Origin of the sequence: Thiohalobacter thiocyanaticus, assembly GCF_003932505.1 — a bacterium.
Lineage (GTDB): Bacteria > Pseudomonadota > Gammaproteobacteria > Thiohalobacterales > Thiohalobacteraceae > Thiohalobacter > Thiohalobacter thiocyanaticus.
The window spans coordinates 1,763,515-1,782,951 of record NZ_QZMU01000001.1 but is presented as its reverse complement, the minus strand read 5'-3'; the positions used below and the strand labels follow the sequence as shown (position 1 = coordinate 1,782,951).

Genomic DNA, 19,437 nt, shown 5'->3' with positions numbered 1-19,437 from the left:
CACCCGTCATTGCGAGGAACGAAGTGACGTGGCAATCTCCAACCGACCGATTCTGCAGTATGAGATTGCCACGCTGCGCTCGCAATGACAGCTAAAGTAAGTGCCATTCGTCACCGACCCCCTTTTGATACGAGACTCGGGATATGCAACTTCATCGCGGCATAGTCCTGATACTGCTGCTGGCGGCCATTGCCATCGGGCTCTGGCTCGCGTTGCCGGATACGGAAAAACCCGACGCATCCTCCCCGCCTTCCGCTGCAGCGGTGCACGATTATCCACTCGGCTCGGCCATCGACTGGCAGTCCTGGGGCGCGCAGGCCGGTGCCCGGGCGCAGGACCATGGCAAGGGTCTGTTCGTCTACTTTCACGGCCAGTGGTGCAGCTGGTGCCGGCAGTACCAGCAGGAGACGCTGGAGCATCCGGACACGGTGGCCGCCATCGAGGCGCAGTATGTGCCGGTGCTGGTGAACCTGGACCAGCGTCGGGATCTCTTCACCCGGCTGGGCGGCCGGGGTGTGCCCTATACCGTGTTGATGGACGCGGACGGCGAGCCGCTGGCGCGCTTCACCGGACATGTGAGCGCCGCCGACCTGCAGCAGCTGCTGAAGGAAACGGCGCAACGGCTCATCACCGCCCGCGGCCGTGCCGGCGGGACTGGAAAGCCTGCTGGACGGGGATCCGGAGCGGTTCCTGGCGTTTCTGGAAGAAACTTATGATCCCGAGACGCAACGCCTGAGCGGCGCCTCGATCATCGGTAGCCTGAGCAAGCGCCCGCAGCCATTGACCTACCGGCTGCTGCTGCACGAGCCCGGGTGGCGAAAGCGCATCCCCGGCATGCTGGATGTATTACGCGAGGATCTGCACGATCCGGTCGATGGCGGCTTCTTCTTCTTCCATGATCCCGACCAGCCTGATCCGGCCACCCGGGTCGAGACCTCCAAGGTGCTGGGCCTGAATGCCAGGCTCATCTGGCTGTATGCCGATGCCTATCAGGAATTGGGGCGCCAACAGGATGCACGGGTGGTGCGCCGGGCGCTCGATTACCTGGAGACCTGGCTCTGGGATGAATCACGCGGGACCTTCTGGGGCAGTCAGGCTTCCGACCGCGAGTATTATGCCGCGCCGCCGCAGGTGCGTGCCGACCTCGTGCCGCCACCAGTGGAGCGGGTCCAGTATGCCGACGTCAGCGGCCAGGCCATCGTTGCACTGATCCGTGCCGCCCGGACCCTGGATGAACCCCGCTATCTGCGCTGGGCCGGCGCTGCCCTCGCCGGTATCGACGACAGGCTGCGCCACCCGGACGGCGGCTATTATCACTACCGTCCCGACGGCGGCGAGCCGCGGCTGGCCGGCTATCTTCCCGCCCAGCTCTGGCCTGCTGCTGCCTGGTGGATGTATCACGCGGCCACCGGCGATGCGCGGGCGAAACGGCGGGGCACGCAGCTGCTGGAACAGATCGCGGATTATTACGATGAAGCCCTCGGCGGTTTCACCGAACGCCTGAAGCCTGAAGCGGATGCCTGGACCGATTCCCGCACCCATGCCGCGCTGGCATGGCTGCTCAGCGGCCCGGCGCGAGCCGCTATCGTACCCGAGGCGGTACTGCCTTCCGCTCGTCGGCAACAGTGGATGAACGCCGCACTGGAGCAACTGCAACTGATCAGCGGCGGCGATCCAGATGACATGGCGCTGGGGGTGCTGGCTCAACGGGGAAGGGACGAACAGCAAAAGCAATAATTCAGCTTGAACGGATAGCCGGCGCAGGCAGCACAGCGGTCTGAAAGGCATGAAATCATCTTGCCAGCTGCCAGGATTTTTAACACTTTCTGAGTTTTTGCGGCGCGCGTACAGCGTATCTCATTTATTTTTCAGGAAATAAAGAGAGCGGCAGACAAGTTGCATGATAAAGATGCAACTAAAACCCGAACAGGGAGGGGATGGCATGGCAACGCTAAAGCAGGCACTTCTCGGTGGCCTTGTATTCGGTGGATTTGCAGTCCAGGCGGGCGCGGTGCCTGTCAATCTGAACTACACAGCGCCACTCGACCAGCCCATCACGCTGGACGCCGGGACCTACGCGATCACGCCATCGGGCGCTGGCGGTGATTTTCTATATGATGCCTACATTGTGTGGAGCAGCACGTCCGGGTGTGACCAGACAGGCGCGAACTGCACGAACGGCTGGCGTTGGGGTGTCAATCTTCGGGATGCATCTGGCGGAGGTGGTGACGCGGTGTTCAGCTATTTCAGCGGACTGTGGTCCACCGCAGCCGGCGCGTTGGCGGAGGCACAGTCGGCGGGCCCCCACGAATTCAGCCTGAATACCAACCAGACCCTGTATTTCTACTTTTCGGATTCAAACTTCAGTGACAACACCGGCGGTGTGTCATTCGACCTGTCGAGGGTCGATGATCAACCGCCGCCGATCACACCGGTGCCGGAGCCCTACACGCTGGCGCTGTTCGGCGCTGGCCTTGCCGGCCTGGCCCTGGGCCGCCGTCGCAGGTAAGGCAGAACCGGGGCACGTCCCCGATCTCCCCGCGCCGCTTCTGGTGGATGTGTAGGCGGCGGCCAGCGGGAAGCGTGGGGCCGGCATGCAGAAATGAATCTGACCGCTCCCTGCTGGGACGGTCAGCAACCGGTATTAATGCTCGTGGCCTTCCGGGCCGTGCACGTGGCCGTGGGAAAGCTCTTCCTCGCTGGCATCGCGCACGTCGGCGATCTCGACGTCGAAGGTCAGGGTCATGCCGGCCAGCGGATGGTTGCCGTCGACAGTGACGGTGTTCTCGTCGGCGCTGACCACGGTGACGACCATCGGGCCGTTGGAGGAATCGGCCTGGAAGCGCATCCCGGGCTGGATGTCCTCGACCCCCTGGACGGCGTCGCGGGCGGAACTTCATGGACCAAGGCTGGTCGGTCATGCCGTCGCATTCGTCCGGCTCGACTTAGGTGACGGTCCTTCTTCTCGCCCACCATCCTTGCAATCCAGGGCGCTTTCCAGAACGGGGATCGATGTTGCTCGCACAGCTGCAGGTAGGCCAGCGGTTGTCTGGATGACGGAGGAACCTGACCCTCGGGGTCCCTTCAGCGTTTTGTAGTGGTGGAGACGACCTTGTTGTGCAACTTGCACTCTTCACGTTCTTTACCCTGCGGGGCAGTTCGTTTCAATCCTACAACCATGTTAGCCCCTCCGGTCGGCTTTCGATAGGTGCGCCGGTTTCCGGCGTCTCAGCGGACGGTCTCGCCACCGCACGCCGCACGCTTCAAGTGCATCACGCGGCGGATGGCGGGGGTTTTTTCGCGCCGTGACTGGTTAGCCGCTGGCTTCACGCGCCCGGGCGGCGGACCAGAGGGGCGTGGCTGAGGACGTATCCGGGTGAGCAGTGCTGCTGGGTCTTCGCCGGGCCGGGACGGATTTGCCGTGGCGCCGGGGCAGCCGACGGCCAGAAGGCGCGCTTACAGCCGCACGGCCGGGGTCGCGTCGGTCTCGGCGGGTGCAGTATCCACCCAGGTCAGCAGCGCAAGCACGGCACAGCAGCAGGGGCCCGGGCAGGCCCAGTCCGCCGCCTAGCTCACATAGGGCAGGCCCAGAGCGGAGAGAATTCCGTTGCCGTTCCGGCCCGTAGTCCAGCACCCACTGGTTCAGCGGTGATTGACGGCCATCCCAGTTTGCTGACCGCGCATCGCACGTACGGCCGAGGCCAGCGTTGTCGCCGCCGCGAAACAAGCGCACCGCGCCGGGACTCGCGGCTGGCGCCGATCTCGATCCGGCTTTCGATCTGCTCCGGGGCCGGGAGGCGGCGTGTGGGATCGACCGTATCCCGCCCCTGCCCGGCAGCCACGACCTCGGACCAGGAGGGTCGTCGGGAACGGCACCGCACGGACCAGGTCGTCCCGGCCGGGTTGTACCTCCCCGCCCAGGTAGTCGCGGTCACAACCCCGTGCGGCAGTCCCGTGCGGCGGCGCCATCAGCAGGGTGAATGGCGGCTGCAAGTGCTCACAGAACACCAAGCGGGTCTTCGAACAGGAACTCCGCGGTGGGATTGGCACCGAGCGCGGCGGGGTCAGGGTTGTGTCGATATTGTGTAGATGAAGGCTACCGGTTGAAATGCCCGCCGGGCCAGGTCGATGTGTCTTTTTTGACTCGGCGGTTTATGCACCAGCCGCGGGCCCGCCGCCAGTACCGCGGGGTCGAGGTCGGCGGGATGGATAGCCGCGGGTCACATCACGCCGGCCGGGCGCGGTTCCGGGTACCCGGATCTGCGGATAGGAAACCACCACCTCGTAACGACGGCGCTGACGCAGTTTCTCCTCGGCGATCAGCTGCAGGTCGGGGCGCAGCCAGGCGTCTTCCGGCACGCTGCCCGGCCGGTCCAGGGCCAGCAGATAGACCTGGTTGTGCGGTTCCAGGGTAAGGGTCTGCGCCACGGGTTCGCCCCGGGGTTCCAGCCGCCGCCCGGCCTGTTCGTTGCTGTGCAGGCGCTGCCCGGGGCCGGCCGGGCGCATCTCCCAGCGCCGCCCGTCGGTGAGCGCCAGCACCGGCCCGCGCCAGTAACGCTGGTCGGGCGGCGGCGGCGGGCCGTCGAACTGCACCCGGAAGGCCACTGCCTCGGAGCCGGCGAGCTGACTGATCCGACCCGGTTCCATGGAATCACTCAATCCGGTCACACCGCTGTGGGCATCCCCCGGCAGGCTCCACAGCGGGCCCCGGAATGCGCGGAAACAGGACGAACAGCACCAGCAGCAGCGGTACCGCCCCCAGCAGCAGCCGCCCGGCCAGGCGGGCGTGGGCGCGGCCCGGCGCCGGCTGGCAGGGGTCGCTCAGCGCGACCCAGACCGCGGTCAGGGCCCAGACCGCCAGCACCAGCCAGGCCCCCAGCCACAACGACTGGCTGAACAGGAAGGCCACCCCGAGCATGAAGTAGCCGAGAAAGATCACCAGCTGGGCGTCCCGCGGTCGGCGCAGTTCGACGAATTTCATGATGGACAGGAACACCAGCAGGGCACTGCCGGGCTCGCGCCCGAAGAAGGCACCGTACTCGGCCAGGATCAGGCCTACGCCGGCAGCGGTAAGCAGTAGCCGCAGCCAGGTCGCCGGCGGCGGGCGGCCCTGCCAGGCGAGTGCCAGCCGCCAGCCCAGCAGGACCAGCCACAGGCCGGTCAGCACGGCCGGTTGGCGCAGCAGCTGGGGCAGGCCGGCCAGGACGATGCCCCCGGCCAGGGTGAGCAGCAGCCCCCGGGGCGGCTGCCAATGGGTCGCCGACACGCCCATCAGCCGGGCACCTCGAACAGGGCCAGCGCTTTCAGGCAGCGCTCGCGCTGGGCCGCCCCGCGGCCGAGCGGGATCGCCTCGCCGGGCAGGCGCAAACCATAGCCCTGCTGGTCGCGGTCAAGCTCCAGCACCCAGCGGGTGAGCCGACGCAGCCGGACCTCGGTGTCGGGTTCCGCCAGGCTGGCGAAGTCCAGCCAGTATTCCTCGCTGCGGTCACCACCGAACTCCTTCACCTGCAGGCCCTGTTCCCGGGCATAGGCCTTCCAGTCGACCAGTCGCAGGGAATCGCCCGGGTGGTAGGTGCGAAAACCGCGGAAGTCGTCCTGGCCCCGGCCCTGGGTGCCGTCCTCGCTGGGTCGCCGCCTGCCCTGTGGCGGTGGCCGGGCGGTCTCGGCCGGGACCGGCCAGACCCAGGTACGGGCACGGATGTTCACATGGGTCCAGCAGTGGAACAGGCCGAGCGGGTAACGGGTGAACAGTCGTACCCGGCCGGGGCCGACCCAGCCGCGGCGGCGGGTCGGCACGGCCAGCTCGACCCGCGCGGGTGCCGCCGCCGGGACATCGAATCCGACCGGCTCGCCCCCGTTGGCATCCAGGACGAGGCCGGTACGCCTTTCATCGGCCCGCGCGGTGAGGGTGAAGCGTGCCGGCCGGCCGCACTGGACCGGCGCGGCCGCGGCCAGCTGCAGCCGGAGCCCGGCCAGGTTGCGCCAGGTCTGGAGCATGGCCATCACCCCGACCCCGGCCAGCAGGAAGGTCAGGGCGAAGACCAGATTGTTGTTGTAATTGATGGCGCCGAGCAGCAGCAGCAGGAGCAGCAGGGCGAAACCCAGACCGGTGGCGGTGGGCAGGATGAAGATGTTGCGGGGGGGCAGTTCCACCGTGTCGCCGGGGTCGAGCGTGGGCGGCTGGCGGCGCAGCAGGCGTTCGGCAAAGGGCAGGGCGGGCTGGCGCGGGGTCGGGGGCACGGGATGCGGTGATCAGCGTGATATGAGGTTGACTGTAAATATAGTCTTTAGCATATAAATATTAATTTTATTACTATCAGTAAGATGGGATATATATAAAAGTTGAATATAATATTATATTCATCATCAATTTAAGCCTTTCAGGGGATATCTACCGCCAGCAGGGGCTGCAACAGCCCCTCGACAGCGCCGCTGTCGGCATCGCGCGGCTGCAACCGGTGGCCGACCACGGCGGCCAGTACGGCCTGGATATCGTCGGGCAGCACATGGTCACGGCCGTCGATCAGGGCCCAGGCACGGGCGGCCTGGAGCAGGGCCAGGCCGGCGCGCGGCGACAGGCCGCTGCGGTAGTGGCCGCTGTCGCGGGTGGCGGCGAGCAGGGCCTGGATGTAGTCCAGCAGGGCCGGGCTGGCATGGATGCGGTCGACCGCCGCCTGCAACTCGCCCAGCTGCGCCAGGCTGAGCAGCGGCGCCTGAGCGCGGATCAGCTCGCGGCGCGAGACCCCGGCCAGCAATTCGCGCTCGGCGGCCGCGTCCGGGTAGCCCAGGTGCAGCCGCATCAGGAACCGGTCGAGCTGAGACTCGGGCAGCGGGAAGGTGCCGATCTGGTAGGTCGGGTTCTGGGTGGCGATGACGAAGAAGGGCTCGGGCAGGGCCCGGGTCGCGCCCTCCAGGGTGACCTGCCCCTCCTCCATTGCCTCCAGCAGCGCGCTCTGGGTCTTGGGGGTGGCGCGGTTGATTTCGTCGGCCAGCACCAGCTGGGCAAACACCGGCCCGGGATGGAACCGGAAGCTGCCACTCTCCCGATCGAAAATGGAAATGCCCAGGATGTCCGCCGGCAGCAGGTCGCTGGTGAACTGGATGCGCTGGTAGTCCAGCCCCAGCACCGCGGCCAGCGCATGGGCCAGTGTGGTCTTGCCCACACCGGGCAGGTCCTCGACCAGCAGGTGGCCGCGTGCCAGCAGACAGGCCAGGGCCAGACGCAGCGATGGCGCCTTGCCCAGGATGATGCCGTTGAGGGCCGTGAAGACCGGCTCGACCAGGGAGTGCATACAGCCATGATCCCCGACCGGGTCGGGCCGGTCAATCGACCGGTGCCGGGCGCGGTCGCTCAGCCGCAGGCCGCACAGATGGCTTCCACATGCCGGTGGTCGGTACCGCAGCAGCCGCCGAGCACGCTGAGCGCGGGCAGGCGCAGGCGCAGACTGCGGTACTGGTCACCCAGCTCCAGCGGATCGCCGGCATCCAGCTCGGTGCACTCGTCCAGTTCGGCATGACTGCGCCTGGAGGCATTGGCGCGCAGGCCGCGCAGCCGCTGCTGCCAGCCCTCGCCATCCTGCAGCGCATGCGCGAAGTGATCGGGGTGGGCGCAGTTGAGCATGAAGTAGGCGGCATAACTCTCGGTGGCCGCATCGGTGCGCTGGATGGCCTCGTTCAGAGGTTCGCCCGAGGGCAGCCGGCCGTCGGTTTCCACCGTGAAGGAGACGGCCACTGGCATGCCGCAGTCGCGTGCGGCCCGGATGATGCCGATCGCTTCATCTGTATAATTAAGCGTTAGCACGGAGACCATGTCGGCCTCGGTGGCGGCGAAGGTGCCGATCTGCGCACGGTGATAATCACGCGCCTCTGCGGCGCTCATGCGGATGTCGGCGCGATAGCCGTCATGGCGCGGCCCCAGGTTGCCGCTGATCACCAGCGGCGTGGCGGGCGTCTCGTAATCCCGGCGCAGCTGAGCCAGCAGGGCCACGGCCCGTCGGTTGGCCGCCGCCAGGGCGGCGGTGTCATAACCGAGACGGGCCGCCCAGTCGGGGTTGGCGCGCCAGGTCGGGGTCTCCAGCACGAAACCGAGGCCGCGCTGGCGGGCGATATCCAGATAGCGGATATAATAGTCTTGCAGGATGGCGGTACCGGCCGCGTCCTCCAGCAGGGTGAAGGCGGCGAAGCAGGGCAGATCCCTCCCCTGGTGGAAGACCAGGGTGGTCTCCAGGCCGCCGTCGGTGAGGAACAGGCGGTCGTCGAGTTGGGGCAGATGGTGGCGGTATTGGCTCATGGTCGTCGCTCCTGTGTCAGTTCCTTTTGATCAGCCCCGGAGGGTGTAAATCCGTACCGGGTAGCACTAACATAGGACTGTCCCGCCCGGATCACTAAAGCCGGTCGGGCAGGAAACCGGACAAAACGGCCATGGGTGATACCCCCATCAGTGTTGGCATACTGGTGTTCCCGGAAACCACCGCCTCGGTGGTCTACGGCATGCTCGACCTGTTCCGCTCCGCTGGTCGCGACTGGGGTATGGTCACCGAAGGCCGGCCCGGCCCCGAGCTGATCCGGCCCTGGCTGGCGGCGCGCGGCACGCAGGCGCTGGAGATCTGCAACGGCGCCCGGATCTTCCCCGATCACAGCCTCGCCGACAGCCCGCCGGCGGACATCATTTGTGTGCCCGAGGTGAACCTGCCCCCGGATGCGCCCCTGGCCGGGCGTTATGCGCCGGAGATCGCCTGGCTGCGCGCGCGCCATGACACGGGGACGCTGCTGGCCGCGGCCTGTTCGGGGGCCATGCTGCTGGCCGAGGCCGGACTGCTGGATGATTGTGAGGCGACCACCCACTGGGCCTGGTGCGAGACGCTGGCCGAGCGTTTCCCGCGGGTACGGGTGCAGCCGCGCCGCGCCCTGGTGGCCAGCGGCGCGGGTCAGCGCCTGATCATGGCCGGCGGCGGCACCTCCTGGATGGATCTGGCGCTGTACCTGATCGCGCGCAGCGTCGGAGTGGAAGTGGCCATGCAGGTCGCCCGGGTCAATCTCATCGACTGGCATCACATCGGCCAGCAGCCCTTCGCCCGGCTGGCCTGCACTCGCCAGGTCGAGGACGCCGTCATCGCCCGCTGCCAGGTCTGGGTGGCCGAGCATTATGCCGAGCCCAACCCGGTCAGCGCCCTGGTCAGGTTGTCGGGCCTTCCCGAGCGGACCTTCAAGCGCCGTTTCCGCCAGGCCACCGGCATGGCGCCGCTGGAATACGTCCATGCCCTGCGTCTGGAGGAGGCCAAGCAGATGCTGGAGACCGGGGATGCTCCCATCGAGGCCATCGCCAACGAGGTCGGCTATGAGGATGCGGGCTATTTCAGCCGCCTGTTCCGACGTCAGGTGGGACTGACCCCGGGCCAGTACCGGCGCCGGTTCGGGGTGCTGCGCCAGGCGCTGGCGGGCGCCGGGTCGGTCCGGGTCGCCGGTAGGTGACACTGGCGAAAACCGTCGGGGCTGCATAGAATGTTCGGCTCTGTCCCCCATTTTCTCTGTTGCCAGCCATGCAGGTTCAGGATCAATTCGATGTCATCGTCGTCGGCGGTGGCCATGCAGGTACCGAGGCCGCCCTGGCCGCGGCGCGCATGGGCGCGCGCACCCTGCTGCTGACCCATAACATCGAGACCCTGGGCCAGATGAGCTGCAACCCGGCCATCGGCGGTATCGGCAAGGGGCACCTGGTCAAGGAGATCGATGCCCTGGGCGGGCTGATGGCCCGCGCCGCCGATCGCGCGGGTATCCAGTTCCGCACCCTCAATGCCAGCAAGGGCCCGGCGGTGCGCGCCACCCGCGCCCAGGCCGACCGCACCCTGTACAAGCAGGCGGTGCGCCCGGTGCTGGAAAACACCCCGAACCTGAGCCTGTTCCAGCAGTCGGTGGAAGACCTGATGGTGGCAGGCGGACGCGTCACCGGCGTGGTGACCGGCATGGGGCTGAAATTCGCCGCCCCCTGCGTGGTTCTGACCGTCGGCACCTTCCTGGGCGGGCGCATCCATATCGGCGAGCAGAATCATGCCGGCGGCCGTGCCGGAGACCCGCCCGCCAATGCGCTGGCCGCGCGGCTGCGTGAGCTGCCGCTGCGGGTCGAGCGTCTCAAGACCGGCACACCGCCGCGCCTGGACGGTCGCAGCCTGGATTTTTCGGCGATGCAGGCCCAGCCCGGTGATGCCCCGGTACCGGTGTTCTCCTACCTCGGCCGGCCCGAAGAGCACCCGCGCCAGGTGGAATGCTTCATTACCCGTACCACGGAACAGACCCACGCCATCATCCGCGGCGGGCTGGATCGCTCGCCCATGTACAGCGGTGTGATCGAGGGCGTGGGCCCGCGCTACTGCCCCTCCATCGAGGACAAGGTGGTGCGCTTCGCCGACAAGGACTCGCACCAGATCTTCATCGAGCCGGAGGGCCTGGACACCCACGAGGTCTACCCCAACGGCATCTCCACCAGCCTGCCCTTCGACGTGCAGCAGGCGCTGGTGCGTTCCATTCCCGGCTGCGAACGGGCCCACATCACCCGCCCCGGCTATGCGATCGAATACGATTACTTCGATCCGCGCGATCTGCGTTACAGCCTGGAGACGAAGGTCATCGAGGGGCTGTACTTCGCCGGCCAGATCAACGGCACCACCGGTTACGAGGAGGCCGCCGCCCAGGGCCTGCTGGCCGGCCTGAACGCCGCCCTGCGGGTGCAGGACCGTGCGCCCTGGTGGCCGCAGCGCGATCAGGCCTATCTGGGGGTGCTGATCGACGATCTCATCACCCGCGGTACCAGCGAGCCCTACCGCATGTTCACCAGCCGGGCCGAATACCGCCTGCTGCTGCGTGAGGACAATGCCGACCTGCGTCTGACCCCGGCCGGGCGCGAGCTGGGGCTGGTCGATGACACCCGCTGGCGCGCCTTCACCACCAAGCGCGAGGCCATCGAGGCAGAGACCCGGCGGCTGCAGGGCGCCTGGGTGCGCCCCGGCAGCGCGGCCGCCCGCCAGCTCGAGACCGGGCACGCCACCCCCATCGGCCGCGAATACCGCGCCCATGACCTGCTGCGGCGGCCGGATCTTACCTATAATATGATCACCGCTCTGGACGGGCTCGGCCCGGCGCATCCGGACGCGCAGGTGGCCGAGCAGGTCGAGATCCAGGCCCGCTACGCCGGCTACATCGAACGCCAGCAGGCCGAGATCGAACGCCAGCGCCGGTATGAAACCCAGCCCCTGCCCGAGCAGATGGACTATGATGCCGTTACCGGCCTGTCCGCCGAGGTGCGCGAGAAGCTGCGCCGGCACCGGCCCCAGACCCTGGGCCAGGCCGCGCGTATTCCCGGCGTGACCCCGGCCGCCATCTCACTGCTGCTGGTGCATCTGAAAAAGGGCGGCCAGCCGGCGCGCCGCAGCGCCTAGAGGACCAATTCACGTGGCAGCCTTCGCTCGACGTATCAAACACAACAAGTCGCACGGCAACCGGCCGCAGCCGCCGGTGGACCAGCAGCTGGCCGAGGGCATCCTGGCCCTGGGCCTGTCGCTGGATGATGCCATCCAGCAGGATCTGCGCGATTTCGTTGACCTGTTGACCAAGTGGAACCGGGTCTACAACCTGACCTCGGTGCGCAAGCCGCAGGACATGGTCACCCGCCACATCCTCGACAGTCTGGCCGCCCTGCCCTACGTGCAGGGCCCGCGGGTTCTGGACATCGGCACCGGCGCCGGCCTGCCCGGCCTGGTGCTGGCCCTGGCGCGGCCGGAGTGGGATGTGGTCACGCTGGATTCGAGCAACAAGAAGCTGCGCTTCGTGCGCCAGGTGGTGGCCGAGCTGGAACTGGGCAACGTGCAGGTCGAGCATGTGCGGATCGAGGACTATCCGAAGACGGAAAAATTCGATACCGTGATCAGCCGGGCCTTCTCCTCGGTTCAGGACATGTACGAGCAGGGGGCCCCGCACTGCAAACCCGGCGGCGTGCTGCTGGCCATGAAGGGAGTCTATCCGGTCACCGAGATCGAGTCCCTGCCTGACCCGGACATCGTCAAGGCGGTGCACCGGTTGAACGTGCCGGGGCTGGACGCCGAGCGGCATATCGTTGAAATCATCGCAAACATCAGTTAAACGACATTATTATTAATCCGTCATTGCGATGCCCAGACCCGGAGGGTGGGGTACCCATAATGAAGCCCGACAGGGATTCTATGGGCAAGCGCGGCAACCTCGTAACACCAGCTCAGCCGTATAGAGATTGCCGCGGCGCTGCGCGCCTCGCAATGACGATGGCAGTTGCACGAATAATTCCAGAGCCTGTTGCATGACTCGAACCCTGGCCATCACCAACCAGAAAGGCGGCGTGGGCAAGACCACCACCTGCGTGAACCTGGCCGCCGCGCTGGCGCTGACCCGGCGGCGGGTACTGCTGATCGACCTGGATCCGCAGGGCAACGCCACCATGGGCAGCGGCGTGGACAAGCACGAGGTCGAATACAGCAGCTGCGACGTATTGCTCAATGAGGTCGATGCCGCCCAGGCGGTGATGGCCTCCGAGGCGGCCGGCTTCGATGTCATGCCCGGCAACAGCGATCTGACCGCCGCCGAGGTGGAGCTGCTCAACGCCGAGGACCGCCAGTCGCGGCTGCGCGATGCGCTGCGCCCGCTGCGCGAACGCTATGATTTCATTCTCATCGACTGTCCGCCGTCGCTGAACATGCTCACCATCAACGCGCTGGTGGCGGCGGATGCGGTCTTCATCCCCATCCAGTGCGAATACTATGCCCTGGAGGGACTCTCGGCCCTGATGGACACCATTGAGCAGGTGCGCGGTGCGGTGAACCCGGAGCTGGAAATCGAGGGGCTGCTGCGTACCATGTTCGATGCCCGCAACAACCTGGCCAACCAGGTGGCCGAACAGCTGATCGAGCACTTCGGCGACAAGGTCTACCGCACCATCGTGCCGCGCAACGTGCGTCTGGCCGAGGCGCCCAGCCACGGCATGCCGGTGCTGCGCTACGACAAGGCCTCGCGCGGGGCGCTGGCCTACCTGGCGCTGGCGGGGGAAATGGTGCGCCGCGATCAGGACCGCCGCACCGGCATGGCTGCCGAAACGTCCGCGGCCTCGACGCACTGAACACAGGAACCACGACAGGCATGGCAACGAAAAAACGGGGACTGGGACGGGGACTGGATGCGCTGCTCGGCAGCAGCAAGGCCGCCGGGACGCCGGCAGCGGCCGCGGGCGAGGCGGCCGTGGCGGCGCAGGCGCCCGACCGCGAGGGCCTGCGCGAGCTGCCGGTGGACCTGATCCAGCGCGGCAAGTACCAGCCGCGCCAGGACATGCATACCGAATCCCTGCAGGACCTGGCCGATTCCATCAGCGCCCAGGGCGTGGTCCAGCCTATCGTGGTACGCCCGATCGGGGGCGAGGGCAACCAGACCCGCTACGAGATCATCGCCGGCGAACGGCGCTGGCGCGCGGCCCAGCTGGCCGGGTTGCAGGAGATCCCGGCGGTGGTGCGCGACGTGCCCGACCGCGCCGCCATCGCCATGGCGCTGATCGAGAACATCCAGCGCGAGAACCTCAATCCGATGGAGGAGGCGCGCGCCCTGCAGCGCCTGCTGCAGGAATTCGAAATGACCCACCAGCAGGCGGCCGAGGCCGTGGGGCGCTCGCGCACCTCGGTGACCAACCTGCTGCGCCTGCTCGAACTCAACGAGGATGTCCGCCAGCTGGTCGAGGCCGGCAAGCTGGAGATGGGCCACGCCCGTGCCCTGCTCGGTGCCGGCGGCGCGACCCAGAGCGAGCTGGCGCGCACCGTCATCAGCCGCGGCCTGTCGGTGCGCGAGACCGAGCGCCTGGTCAAGCGCCACCAGGGCGATCCGGGTTCCGGACGCAAGCCGCCGGCCCCGGCCGCCGACCCCGATACCCGCCGCCTGGAACAGGACCTGGCCGAGCGCCTGGGCGCCGACGTGAAGCTGCAGGCCGGCAAGGGCGGCAAGGGCAGGCTGGTGATCAGCTTCAACAGCCTGGACGAGCTCGACGGCATCCTCGATCACATCAAATGACGACCAAAACCAAGCGCGATGGATGCATAACGTATTTTTATCCGCCCATTGACCCCATGGCCCGGAATATCTATACTGCGCGCCCGTTCGGTCGAGGCGGCCGGACAACCTCCATTACGAAGGTCCGATAGTTTACGCCTGCCGTGTACAGCCGGTCGGCCGGGTAGCATGGGCAACATGACCTGGTGCTTGGCGGCATGCGTAAGATATTGATTCTTCAGCTAGTTATTTTATCCCTGGCGGCCGGAACCCTGGTTATGGTGCGGCCGCCGGAGGTCGCGATCGCCTGGCTGTTCGGGGCCGGCATCGCGCTGTCGAACACGGCACTGCTGGCCTGGCGCTCGCATCGGCTGGCTCGACGCCCCGCGACGGATGTCAATCGGGATCTGCGGGCGTTTTTTTTCTCCGCCATCGAGCGCCTCGTCATCGTCATCATGCTGTTCGTGGCAGGTCTGGGCGCACTCGAGCTGCCGCCGCTGCCGCTGCTGGGTGCCTTCATCGCCGGCCAGCTGGTGCTCATGATTTCAAGCTTCAAGACAGGACTGACAACGCATGGCGAGTGACACCCTGACATCCGGTGAATACATCAAGCACCACCTGACCAACCTCACCTTCGGTCAGCATCCCGACGGCAGCTGGGGCTTCGCCCATACCGGCGAAGAGGCCGCCCAGATGGGCTTCTGGGCCATCCACGTCGATTCCATGTTCTGGTCCGTGCTGCTCGGCTTCATCCTGTTCTATATCTTTCGCAAGGCCGCGAAGAATGCCCATGCCGGCGTGCCCGGCGGGCTGCAGAATTTCTGCGAGTGGATCGTCGATTTCATCAACGATACCGTGCGCGGCTCCTTCAGCGGTCGCAACCCGCTGATCGCACCCCTGGCCTTCACCATCTTCGGCTGGATCTTCCTGATGAATTTCATGGACCTGATCGCCGTGGACCTGCTGCCCTGGCTGGCGCAGCTGTTCGGCCAGCACGTGCTGGGCGTGGATCCGCATCATGTCTACTTCAAGGTCGTGCCCACCACGGACCCCAACATCACCTTCGGCCTGGCGCTCGGCGTGTTCATCCTGATGCTCTACTACTCCATCAAGATGAAGGGCGTCGGCGGCTTCTTCGGTGAGCTGGCCTTCCAGCCCTTCCCCAAGTGGATGTTCCCCATCAACCTGATCCTGGAAGGCGTGGCCCTGATCGCCAAGCCCGTCTCCCTGGCACTGCGACTGTTCGGCAACATGTACGCCGGCGAAACCATCTTCATCCTGATCGCGCTCATGTACAGCGCCGGGATCGTGATGGCTGGCTTCGGCGGGCTGCTGCAGCTCGGCTGGGCCATCTTCCACATACTGATCATCACCCTGCAGGCCTTCATCTTCATGACCCTGACGGTGGTGTATCTGGACATGGCTCACCAGGAACATCATTAATATCGCTTTCGTTTTTCGACTTTAATCTGCATCTAAACTTCAGGAGATAATCATGGAATCTGCATTGCTCTACATCGCTGGCGCACTGATGATGGGCCTGGGCGCCCTGGGCGCGGCGGTTGGTATCGGCATCCTCGGCGGGCGTTTCCTGGAAGGTGCAGCACGTCAGCCCGAGCTGATCCCCATGCTGCGTACCCAGTTCTTCATCGTCATGGGCCTGGTCGACGCCGTGCCGATGATCGCCGTCGGTCTGGCGCTGTACGTGCTGTTCGCCGTCGCGGGTGGTTGATCACGGGTTCCGGCAATACCGTTCGAAACCGTGATGAACGCCCGTAACCACGAGGTGACGAAATGAATTTCAATGCAACCCTCATCGGCCAGATGATCGCATTCGTCGTCTTCGTGTGGTTCTGCATGAAGTATGTGTGGCCACCGATGATGAAGGCGCTGGACGAGCGCAAGAAGACCATCGCCGATGGTCTGGCCGCCGCCGAGCGGGGACAGCGCGAGCATGAGCTGGCAGAGGAACGCGCCAGGGAATCCCTGGTTGAAGCCAAGCAGCAGGCCCAGGAGATCATCTCCCGCGCCGAGAAGCGTGCCGCCGAGATCGTCGAGGAGGCCAAGGCCGATGCCCGTACCGAGGGCGAGCGCATGATCGCCGCGGCCCGCAACGAGCTCGACCAGGAGCTGAACCGGGTCAAGGAGGAGCTGCGTGGCCAGGTGGTCAGCATCGCCGTCGCCGGCGCCGAAAAGGTGCTCGAACGCGAGGTCAACGAGCAGACGCATAACGAGCTGCTGACCAAGCTCGCAGCCCAGATCTAGGTACAACGCCATGGCCGAACTCACCACTATCGCGCGACCCTACGCCCAGGCGGTGTTCCGGCTGGCGCGGGAGCAGCAGACCCTGGATGCCTGGTCCGACATGCTCGGCCTGATGGCCGTCGTCGCCTCGGACCCGGATATGCAGCGCCTGCTCGACAACCCGCGTCTGACCGAGCAGCAGCTCGCCGATGTCTTTCTGGAGATCTGCGGCGACCGGATCAATGACGAAGGCAGAAACCTGATCAAGGTCCTGGCCGAGAACCGCCGCCTGACCGCCCTGCCGGAGATGTTCCGCCTGTTCCAGGAACACAAGAGCGCGGCCGAGGGCGCGATCAAGGCCGAGCTGATCACCGCCTTCCCCGCCACCGAGGCGCACAAGGCCACCGTGCTGGAGGCGCTCAAGCAGCGCTTCGGGCGCGAGGTGGAACTGGAATGCCGGACCGACGAGAGTCTGGTCGGCGGTGCGATCATTCGCGCGGGCGATACCGTTATCGATGGTTCGGTCCGGGGCAAGCTGAGCCGCCTGGCCAGCGCCCTGAGCCACTGAGAGGAATACACCAATGCAACTGAATCCGACTGAAATCAGCGAGCTGATCAAGAGCCGCATCGAAAAATTCGAGGGCGCGGCCGAGGCCCGCACCGAGGGTACCGTGGTCTCCCTGACCGACGGCATCGCCCGCGTCCACGGCCTGGCCGATGTCATGGCCGGCGAGATGCTGGAGTTCCCCGGTGACGTCTACGGCATGGCGCTGAACCTGGAGCGCGACTCCGTCGGCGCGGTTATCCTGGGGGATTACAAGAACATCACCGAGGGCGACACCGTCAAGTGCACCGGGCGCATCCTGGAAGTGCCGGTCGGCGAAGGCATGCTCGGCCGCGTGGTCGATGCCCTGGGCAGCCCGGTCGACGGCAAGGGCCCGGTGGAGAGCAGCATCACCTCCCCGATCGAGAAGATCGCCCCCGGCGTCATCTGGCGCAAGTCGGTGGACCAGCCGGTGCAGACCGGCCTGAAGGCCATCGACGCCATGGTCCCGGTCGGCCGCGGCCAGCGCGAGCTGATCATCGGCGACCGCCAGACCGGCAAGACCGCGGTGGCCGTCGACGCCATCATCAATCAGAAGGGCACCGGCGTTAAGTGCATCTACGTTGCCGTGGGCCAGAAGAACTCCTCGGTCGCCGCCGTAGTGCGCAAGCTCGAAGAGCACGGCGCCATGGAGCACACCATCGTGGTGGCGGCCTCGGCCTCCGAGTCGGCCGCCATGCAGTACATCGCCCCCTACGCCGGCTGCGCCATGGGCGAGTACTTCCGCGACCGCGGCGAGGACGCCCTGATCGTGTATGACGACCTGACCAAGCAGGCCTGGGCCTATCGCCAGGTCTCGCTGCTGCTCAAGCGTCCGCCGGGCCGCGAGGCCTATCCGGGTGACGTCTTCTACCTGCATTCGCGCCTGCTGGAGCGCGCCGCGCGGGTCAATGCGGACTATGTCGAGCGCGAGTCCAACGGCGAGGTCAAGGGCAGAACCGGCTCGCTGACCGCCCTGCCGATCATCGAGACCCAGGCCGGCGACGTGTCCGCCTTCGTGCCGACCAACGTCATCTCCATCACCGACGGCCAGATCTTCCTGGAGTCCGACCTGTTCAACGCCGGTATCCGCCCCGCCATCAACGCGGGCCTGTCGGTATCGCGTGTCGGCGGCGCGGCCCAGACCAAGATCATCAAGAAGCTCGGCGGCGGTGTGCGTCTGGCGCTGGCCCAGTACCGCGAGCTGGCGGCCTTTGCCCAGTTCGCCTCCGACCTGGACGAGGCCACCCGCAAGCAGCTCGAGCGCGGTCAGCGCGTCACCGAGCTGATGAAGCAGAAGCAGTACTCACCGCTGTCCATCGCCGAGATGGCCGTGTCGCTGTATGCCGCCAACGAGGGCTACCTCGACGACCTGGACAACAACAAGGTCGTCGACTTCGAGGCCGCGCTGCACGCGCACATGAAGTCGCACTTCACCGATCTGATGAACCAGATCAACGAATCGGCCGACTACAACGACGAGATCGCGGCCGGGCTGAAGAAGTGCGTCGAGGACTTCAAGGCCAACGGCGCTTGGTAATGTACAGGGAATAGGTGTCAGGGATTGGGGGTCAGGGTATTGACCTTTTCCCCATTCCCTAAACCCCAACCCCCAACTCCCGGGATTTAGATATGGCTGGCGCGAAAGAGATACGCACCCAGATCAAGAGCATCCAGAACACGCGCAAGATCACCAAGGCGATGGAAATGGTGGCGGCGAGCAAGATGCGCAAGGCGCAGGAGCGCATGATCGCCACGCGCCCCTATGCCGAGAAGATCCGCAGCGTGGTCGCGCACGTCGGACACGCGCATCCCGAGTACAAGCACCCGTACCTGATCGAGCGCGAGGTCAAGCGGGTGGGGCTGATCATCGTCTCCACCGACCGCGGCCTGTGCGGCGGCCTGAACATCAACCTGTTCAAGAAGGTCATCGCCCGGATGAAGGAATGGGACCAGGCCGGCTACGAGATCGACCTGACGGTGCTGGGCAACAAGGCGCTGCAGTTCTTCAAGCGCATCGGCGGCAACATCACCGCCCAGGCCACCCATCTGGGTGACGCGCCCGCGATGGGCGACATGATCGGCAGCGTGAAGGTCATGCTGGATGCCTATGACGAAGGCCGGATCGACCGCCTGTACATAGCCTCCAACGAATTCGTCAACACCATGACCCAGACCCCGACCATCGAGCAGCTGCTGCCGGTCGCGCCGAGCGAGGAAAAGGAACTTGTCCATCACTGGGACTACATCTACGAGCCGGACTCCAAGCCGGTGATGGACGGCCTGTTGATGCGTTACATCGAATCGCTGGTCTATCAGGGCGCGGTGGAGAACGTGGCCTGCGAGATGGCCGCGCGCATGGTCGCCATGAAGGCGGCCTCCGACAACGCCGGCACCCTGATCGACGAGCTGCAGCTGGTCTACAACAAGGCCCGCCAGGCCGCCATCACGCAGGAGCTGTCGGAGATCGTCAGCGGCGCGGCAGCGGTTTAAGACCCACGGATTCCAAGAGCGGATCGCGCCATGCAGCTGGACATGTTTTCAGCCGAATCGAGCGA

Annotated in this window: 21 protein-coding genes; 15 read left to right on the top strand and 6 right to left on the bottom strand. The window is 66.1% G+C overall.

The window, feature by feature from the left end:
* The first annotated feature begins 143 nt into the window (after nt 1–143).
* The 3 genes from D6C00_RS16070 (at nt 144) to D6C00_RS08370 (ending at nt 2,509) form a co-directional block, all read left to right on the top strand.
* A complete protein-coding gene (locus tag D6C00_RS16070) occupies nt 144–716 on the top strand; it encodes a thioredoxin family protein (protein WP_241546830.1) in 573 nt (190 codons plus the stop codon).
* Nucleotides 643–1,737, top strand: a complete 1,095-nt coding sequence (locus tag D6C00_RS08375; protein WP_241546829.1) for an AGE family epimerase/isomerase — start codon at nt 643–645, stop codon at nt 1,735–1,737. The genes D6C00_RS16070 and D6C00_RS08375 overlap by 74 nt, the downstream gene beginning before the upstream one ends.
* 205 nt (nt 1,738–1,942) lie before the next feature.
* Nucleotides 1,943–2,509 (top strand): PEP-CTERM sorting domain-containing protein, encoded by a 567-nt coding sequence (locus D6C00_RS08370; protein WP_206609534.1) that lies wholly within the window; start codon nt 1,943–1,945, stop codon nt 2,507–2,509.
* A 135-nt stretch (nt 2,510–2,644) separates the two neighbouring features.
* Here the strand turns inward: D6C00_RS08370 and D6C00_RS08365 are convergent, their stop codons facing one another.
* The 6 genes from D6C00_RS08365 to D6C00_RS08340 all read right to left on the bottom strand — a co-directional run bounded on the left by D6C00_RS08365 (nt 2,645) and on the right by D6C00_RS08340 (nt 8,290).
* Nucleotides 2,645–2,848: an FKBP-type peptidyl-prolyl cis-trans isomerase gene (locus D6C00_RS08365; protein WP_177433208.1), complete on the bottom strand. Its 204-nt coding sequence runs from the start codon at nt 2,846–2,848 to the stop codon at nt 2,645–2,647.
* Nucleotides 2,849–4,152: 1,304 nt separating this feature from the next.
* On the bottom strand, nt 4,153–4,668 hold the full coding sequence (locus D6C00_RS16345) for a DUF3488 domain-containing protein (RefSeq protein WP_255416759.1): 516 nt from the start codon (nt 4,666–4,668) through the stop codon (nt 4,153–4,155).
* Entirely contained in the window at nt 4,652–5,266 is a 615-nt protein-coding gene (locus tag D6C00_RS16340; protein WP_158675365.1) for a DUF3488 domain-containing protein, read from the bottom strand. Before D6C00_RS16340 ends, D6C00_RS16345 begins: the two co-directional genes overlap by 17 nt.
* 5 nt (nt 5,267–5,271) lie before the next feature.
* Nucleotides 5,272–6,240, bottom strand: coding sequence for a DUF58 domain-containing protein (locus D6C00_RS08350; protein ID WP_125181300.1), 969 nt, complete (start codon nt 6,238–6,240; stop codon nt 5,272–5,274).
* A 140-nt stretch (nt 6,241–6,380) separates the two neighbouring features.
* Nucleotides 6,381–7,292: an AAA family ATPase gene (locus D6C00_RS08345; protein ID WP_125181299.1), complete on the bottom strand. Its 912-nt coding sequence runs from the start codon at nt 7,290–7,292 to the stop codon at nt 6,381–6,383.
* 59 nt (nt 7,293–7,351) lie between these two features.
* On the bottom strand, nt 7,352–8,290 hold the full coding sequence (locus D6C00_RS08340) for a homocysteine S-methyltransferase family protein (RefSeq protein ID WP_125181298.1): 939 nt from the start codon (nt 8,288–8,290) through the stop codon (nt 7,352–7,354).
* Between the two features lie 131 nt (nt 8,291–8,421).
* On the opposite strand from D6C00_RS08340, the gene D6C00_RS08335 reads away from it, so the two are divergent.
* From D6C00_RS08335 to atpG, 12 genes are all read left to right on the top strand, one after another.
* A complete protein-coding gene (locus tag D6C00_RS08335; protein WP_125181297.1) occupies nt 8,422–9,471 on the top strand; it encodes a GlxA family transcriptional regulator in 1,050 nt (349 codons plus the stop codon).
* Between the two features lie 68 nt (nt 9,472–9,539).
* Nucleotides 9,540–11,432 carry a tRNA uridine-5-carboxymethylaminomethyl(34) synthesis enzyme MnmG gene (gene mnmG, locus D6C00_RS08330; RefSeq protein WP_125181296.1) on the top strand — a complete coding sequence of 631 codons (1,893 nt, stop codon included), beginning with the start codon at nt 9,540–9,542 and terminating at the stop codon, nt 11,430–11,432.
* 13 nt (nt 11,433–11,445) lie between these two features.
* A complete protein-coding gene (rsmG, locus tag D6C00_RS08325; protein WP_206609533.1) occupies nt 11,446–12,132 on the top strand; it encodes a 16S rRNA (guanine(527)-N(7))-methyltransferase RsmG in 687 nt (228 codons plus the stop codon).
* Nucleotides 12,133–12,325: 193 nt separating this feature from the next.
* Complete coding sequence (locus D6C00_RS08320; RefSeq protein WP_125181295.1) at nt 12,326–13,138, top strand: ParA family protein; 813 nt, start codon at nt 12,326–12,328, stop codon at nt 13,136–13,138.
* Between the two features lie 20 nt (nt 13,139–13,158).
* Entirely contained in the window at nt 13,159–14,073 is a 915-nt protein-coding gene (locus D6C00_RS08315; protein WP_125181294.1) for a ParB/RepB/Spo0J family partition protein, read from the top strand.
* A 197-nt stretch (nt 14,074–14,270) separates the two neighbouring features.
* Nucleotides 14,271–14,636, top strand: a complete 366-nt coding sequence (locus tag D6C00_RS08310) for an ATP synthase subunit I (RefSeq protein ID WP_158675364.1) — start codon at nt 14,271–14,273, stop codon at nt 14,634–14,636.
* A complete protein-coding gene (gene atpB / locus D6C00_RS08305; RefSeq protein ID WP_125181292.1) occupies nt 14,626–15,495 on the top strand; it encodes a F0F1 ATP synthase subunit A in 870 nt (289 codons plus the stop codon). The genes D6C00_RS08310 and atpB overlap by 11 nt, the downstream gene beginning before the upstream one ends.
* 52 nt (nt 15,496–15,547) lie before the next feature.
* On the top strand, nt 15,548–15,784 hold the full coding sequence (gene atpE, locus D6C00_RS08300; RefSeq protein WP_096363897.1) for a F0F1 ATP synthase subunit C: 237 nt from the start codon (nt 15,548–15,550) through the stop codon (nt 15,782–15,784).
* 62 nt (nt 15,785–15,846) lie between these two features.
* Nucleotides 15,847–16,317, top strand: a complete 471-nt coding sequence (locus D6C00_RS08295) for a F0F1 ATP synthase subunit B (protein ID WP_125181291.1) — start codon at nt 15,847–15,849, stop codon at nt 16,315–16,317.
* A 10-nt stretch (nt 16,318–16,327) separates the two neighbouring features.
* The gene (locus D6C00_RS08290) at nt 16,328–16,864 is read left to right on the top strand and encodes a F0F1 ATP synthase subunit delta (protein ID WP_125181290.1); all 537 of its coding nucleotides are present in this window, start codon (nt 16,328–16,330) and stop codon (nt 16,862–16,864) included.
* Between the two features lie 13 nt (nt 16,865–16,877).
* Complete coding sequence (atpA, locus tag D6C00_RS08285; protein ID WP_125181289.1) at nt 16,878–18,419, top strand: F0F1 ATP synthase subunit alpha; 1,542 nt, start codon at nt 16,878–16,880, stop codon at nt 18,417–18,419.
* 92 nt (nt 18,420–18,511) lie between these two features.
* Entirely contained in the window at nt 18,512–19,372 is an 861-nt protein-coding gene (gene atpG / locus D6C00_RS08280; protein ID WP_125181288.1) for a F0F1 ATP synthase subunit gamma, read from the top strand.
* Nucleotides 19,373–19,437: the final 65 nt, after the last annotated feature.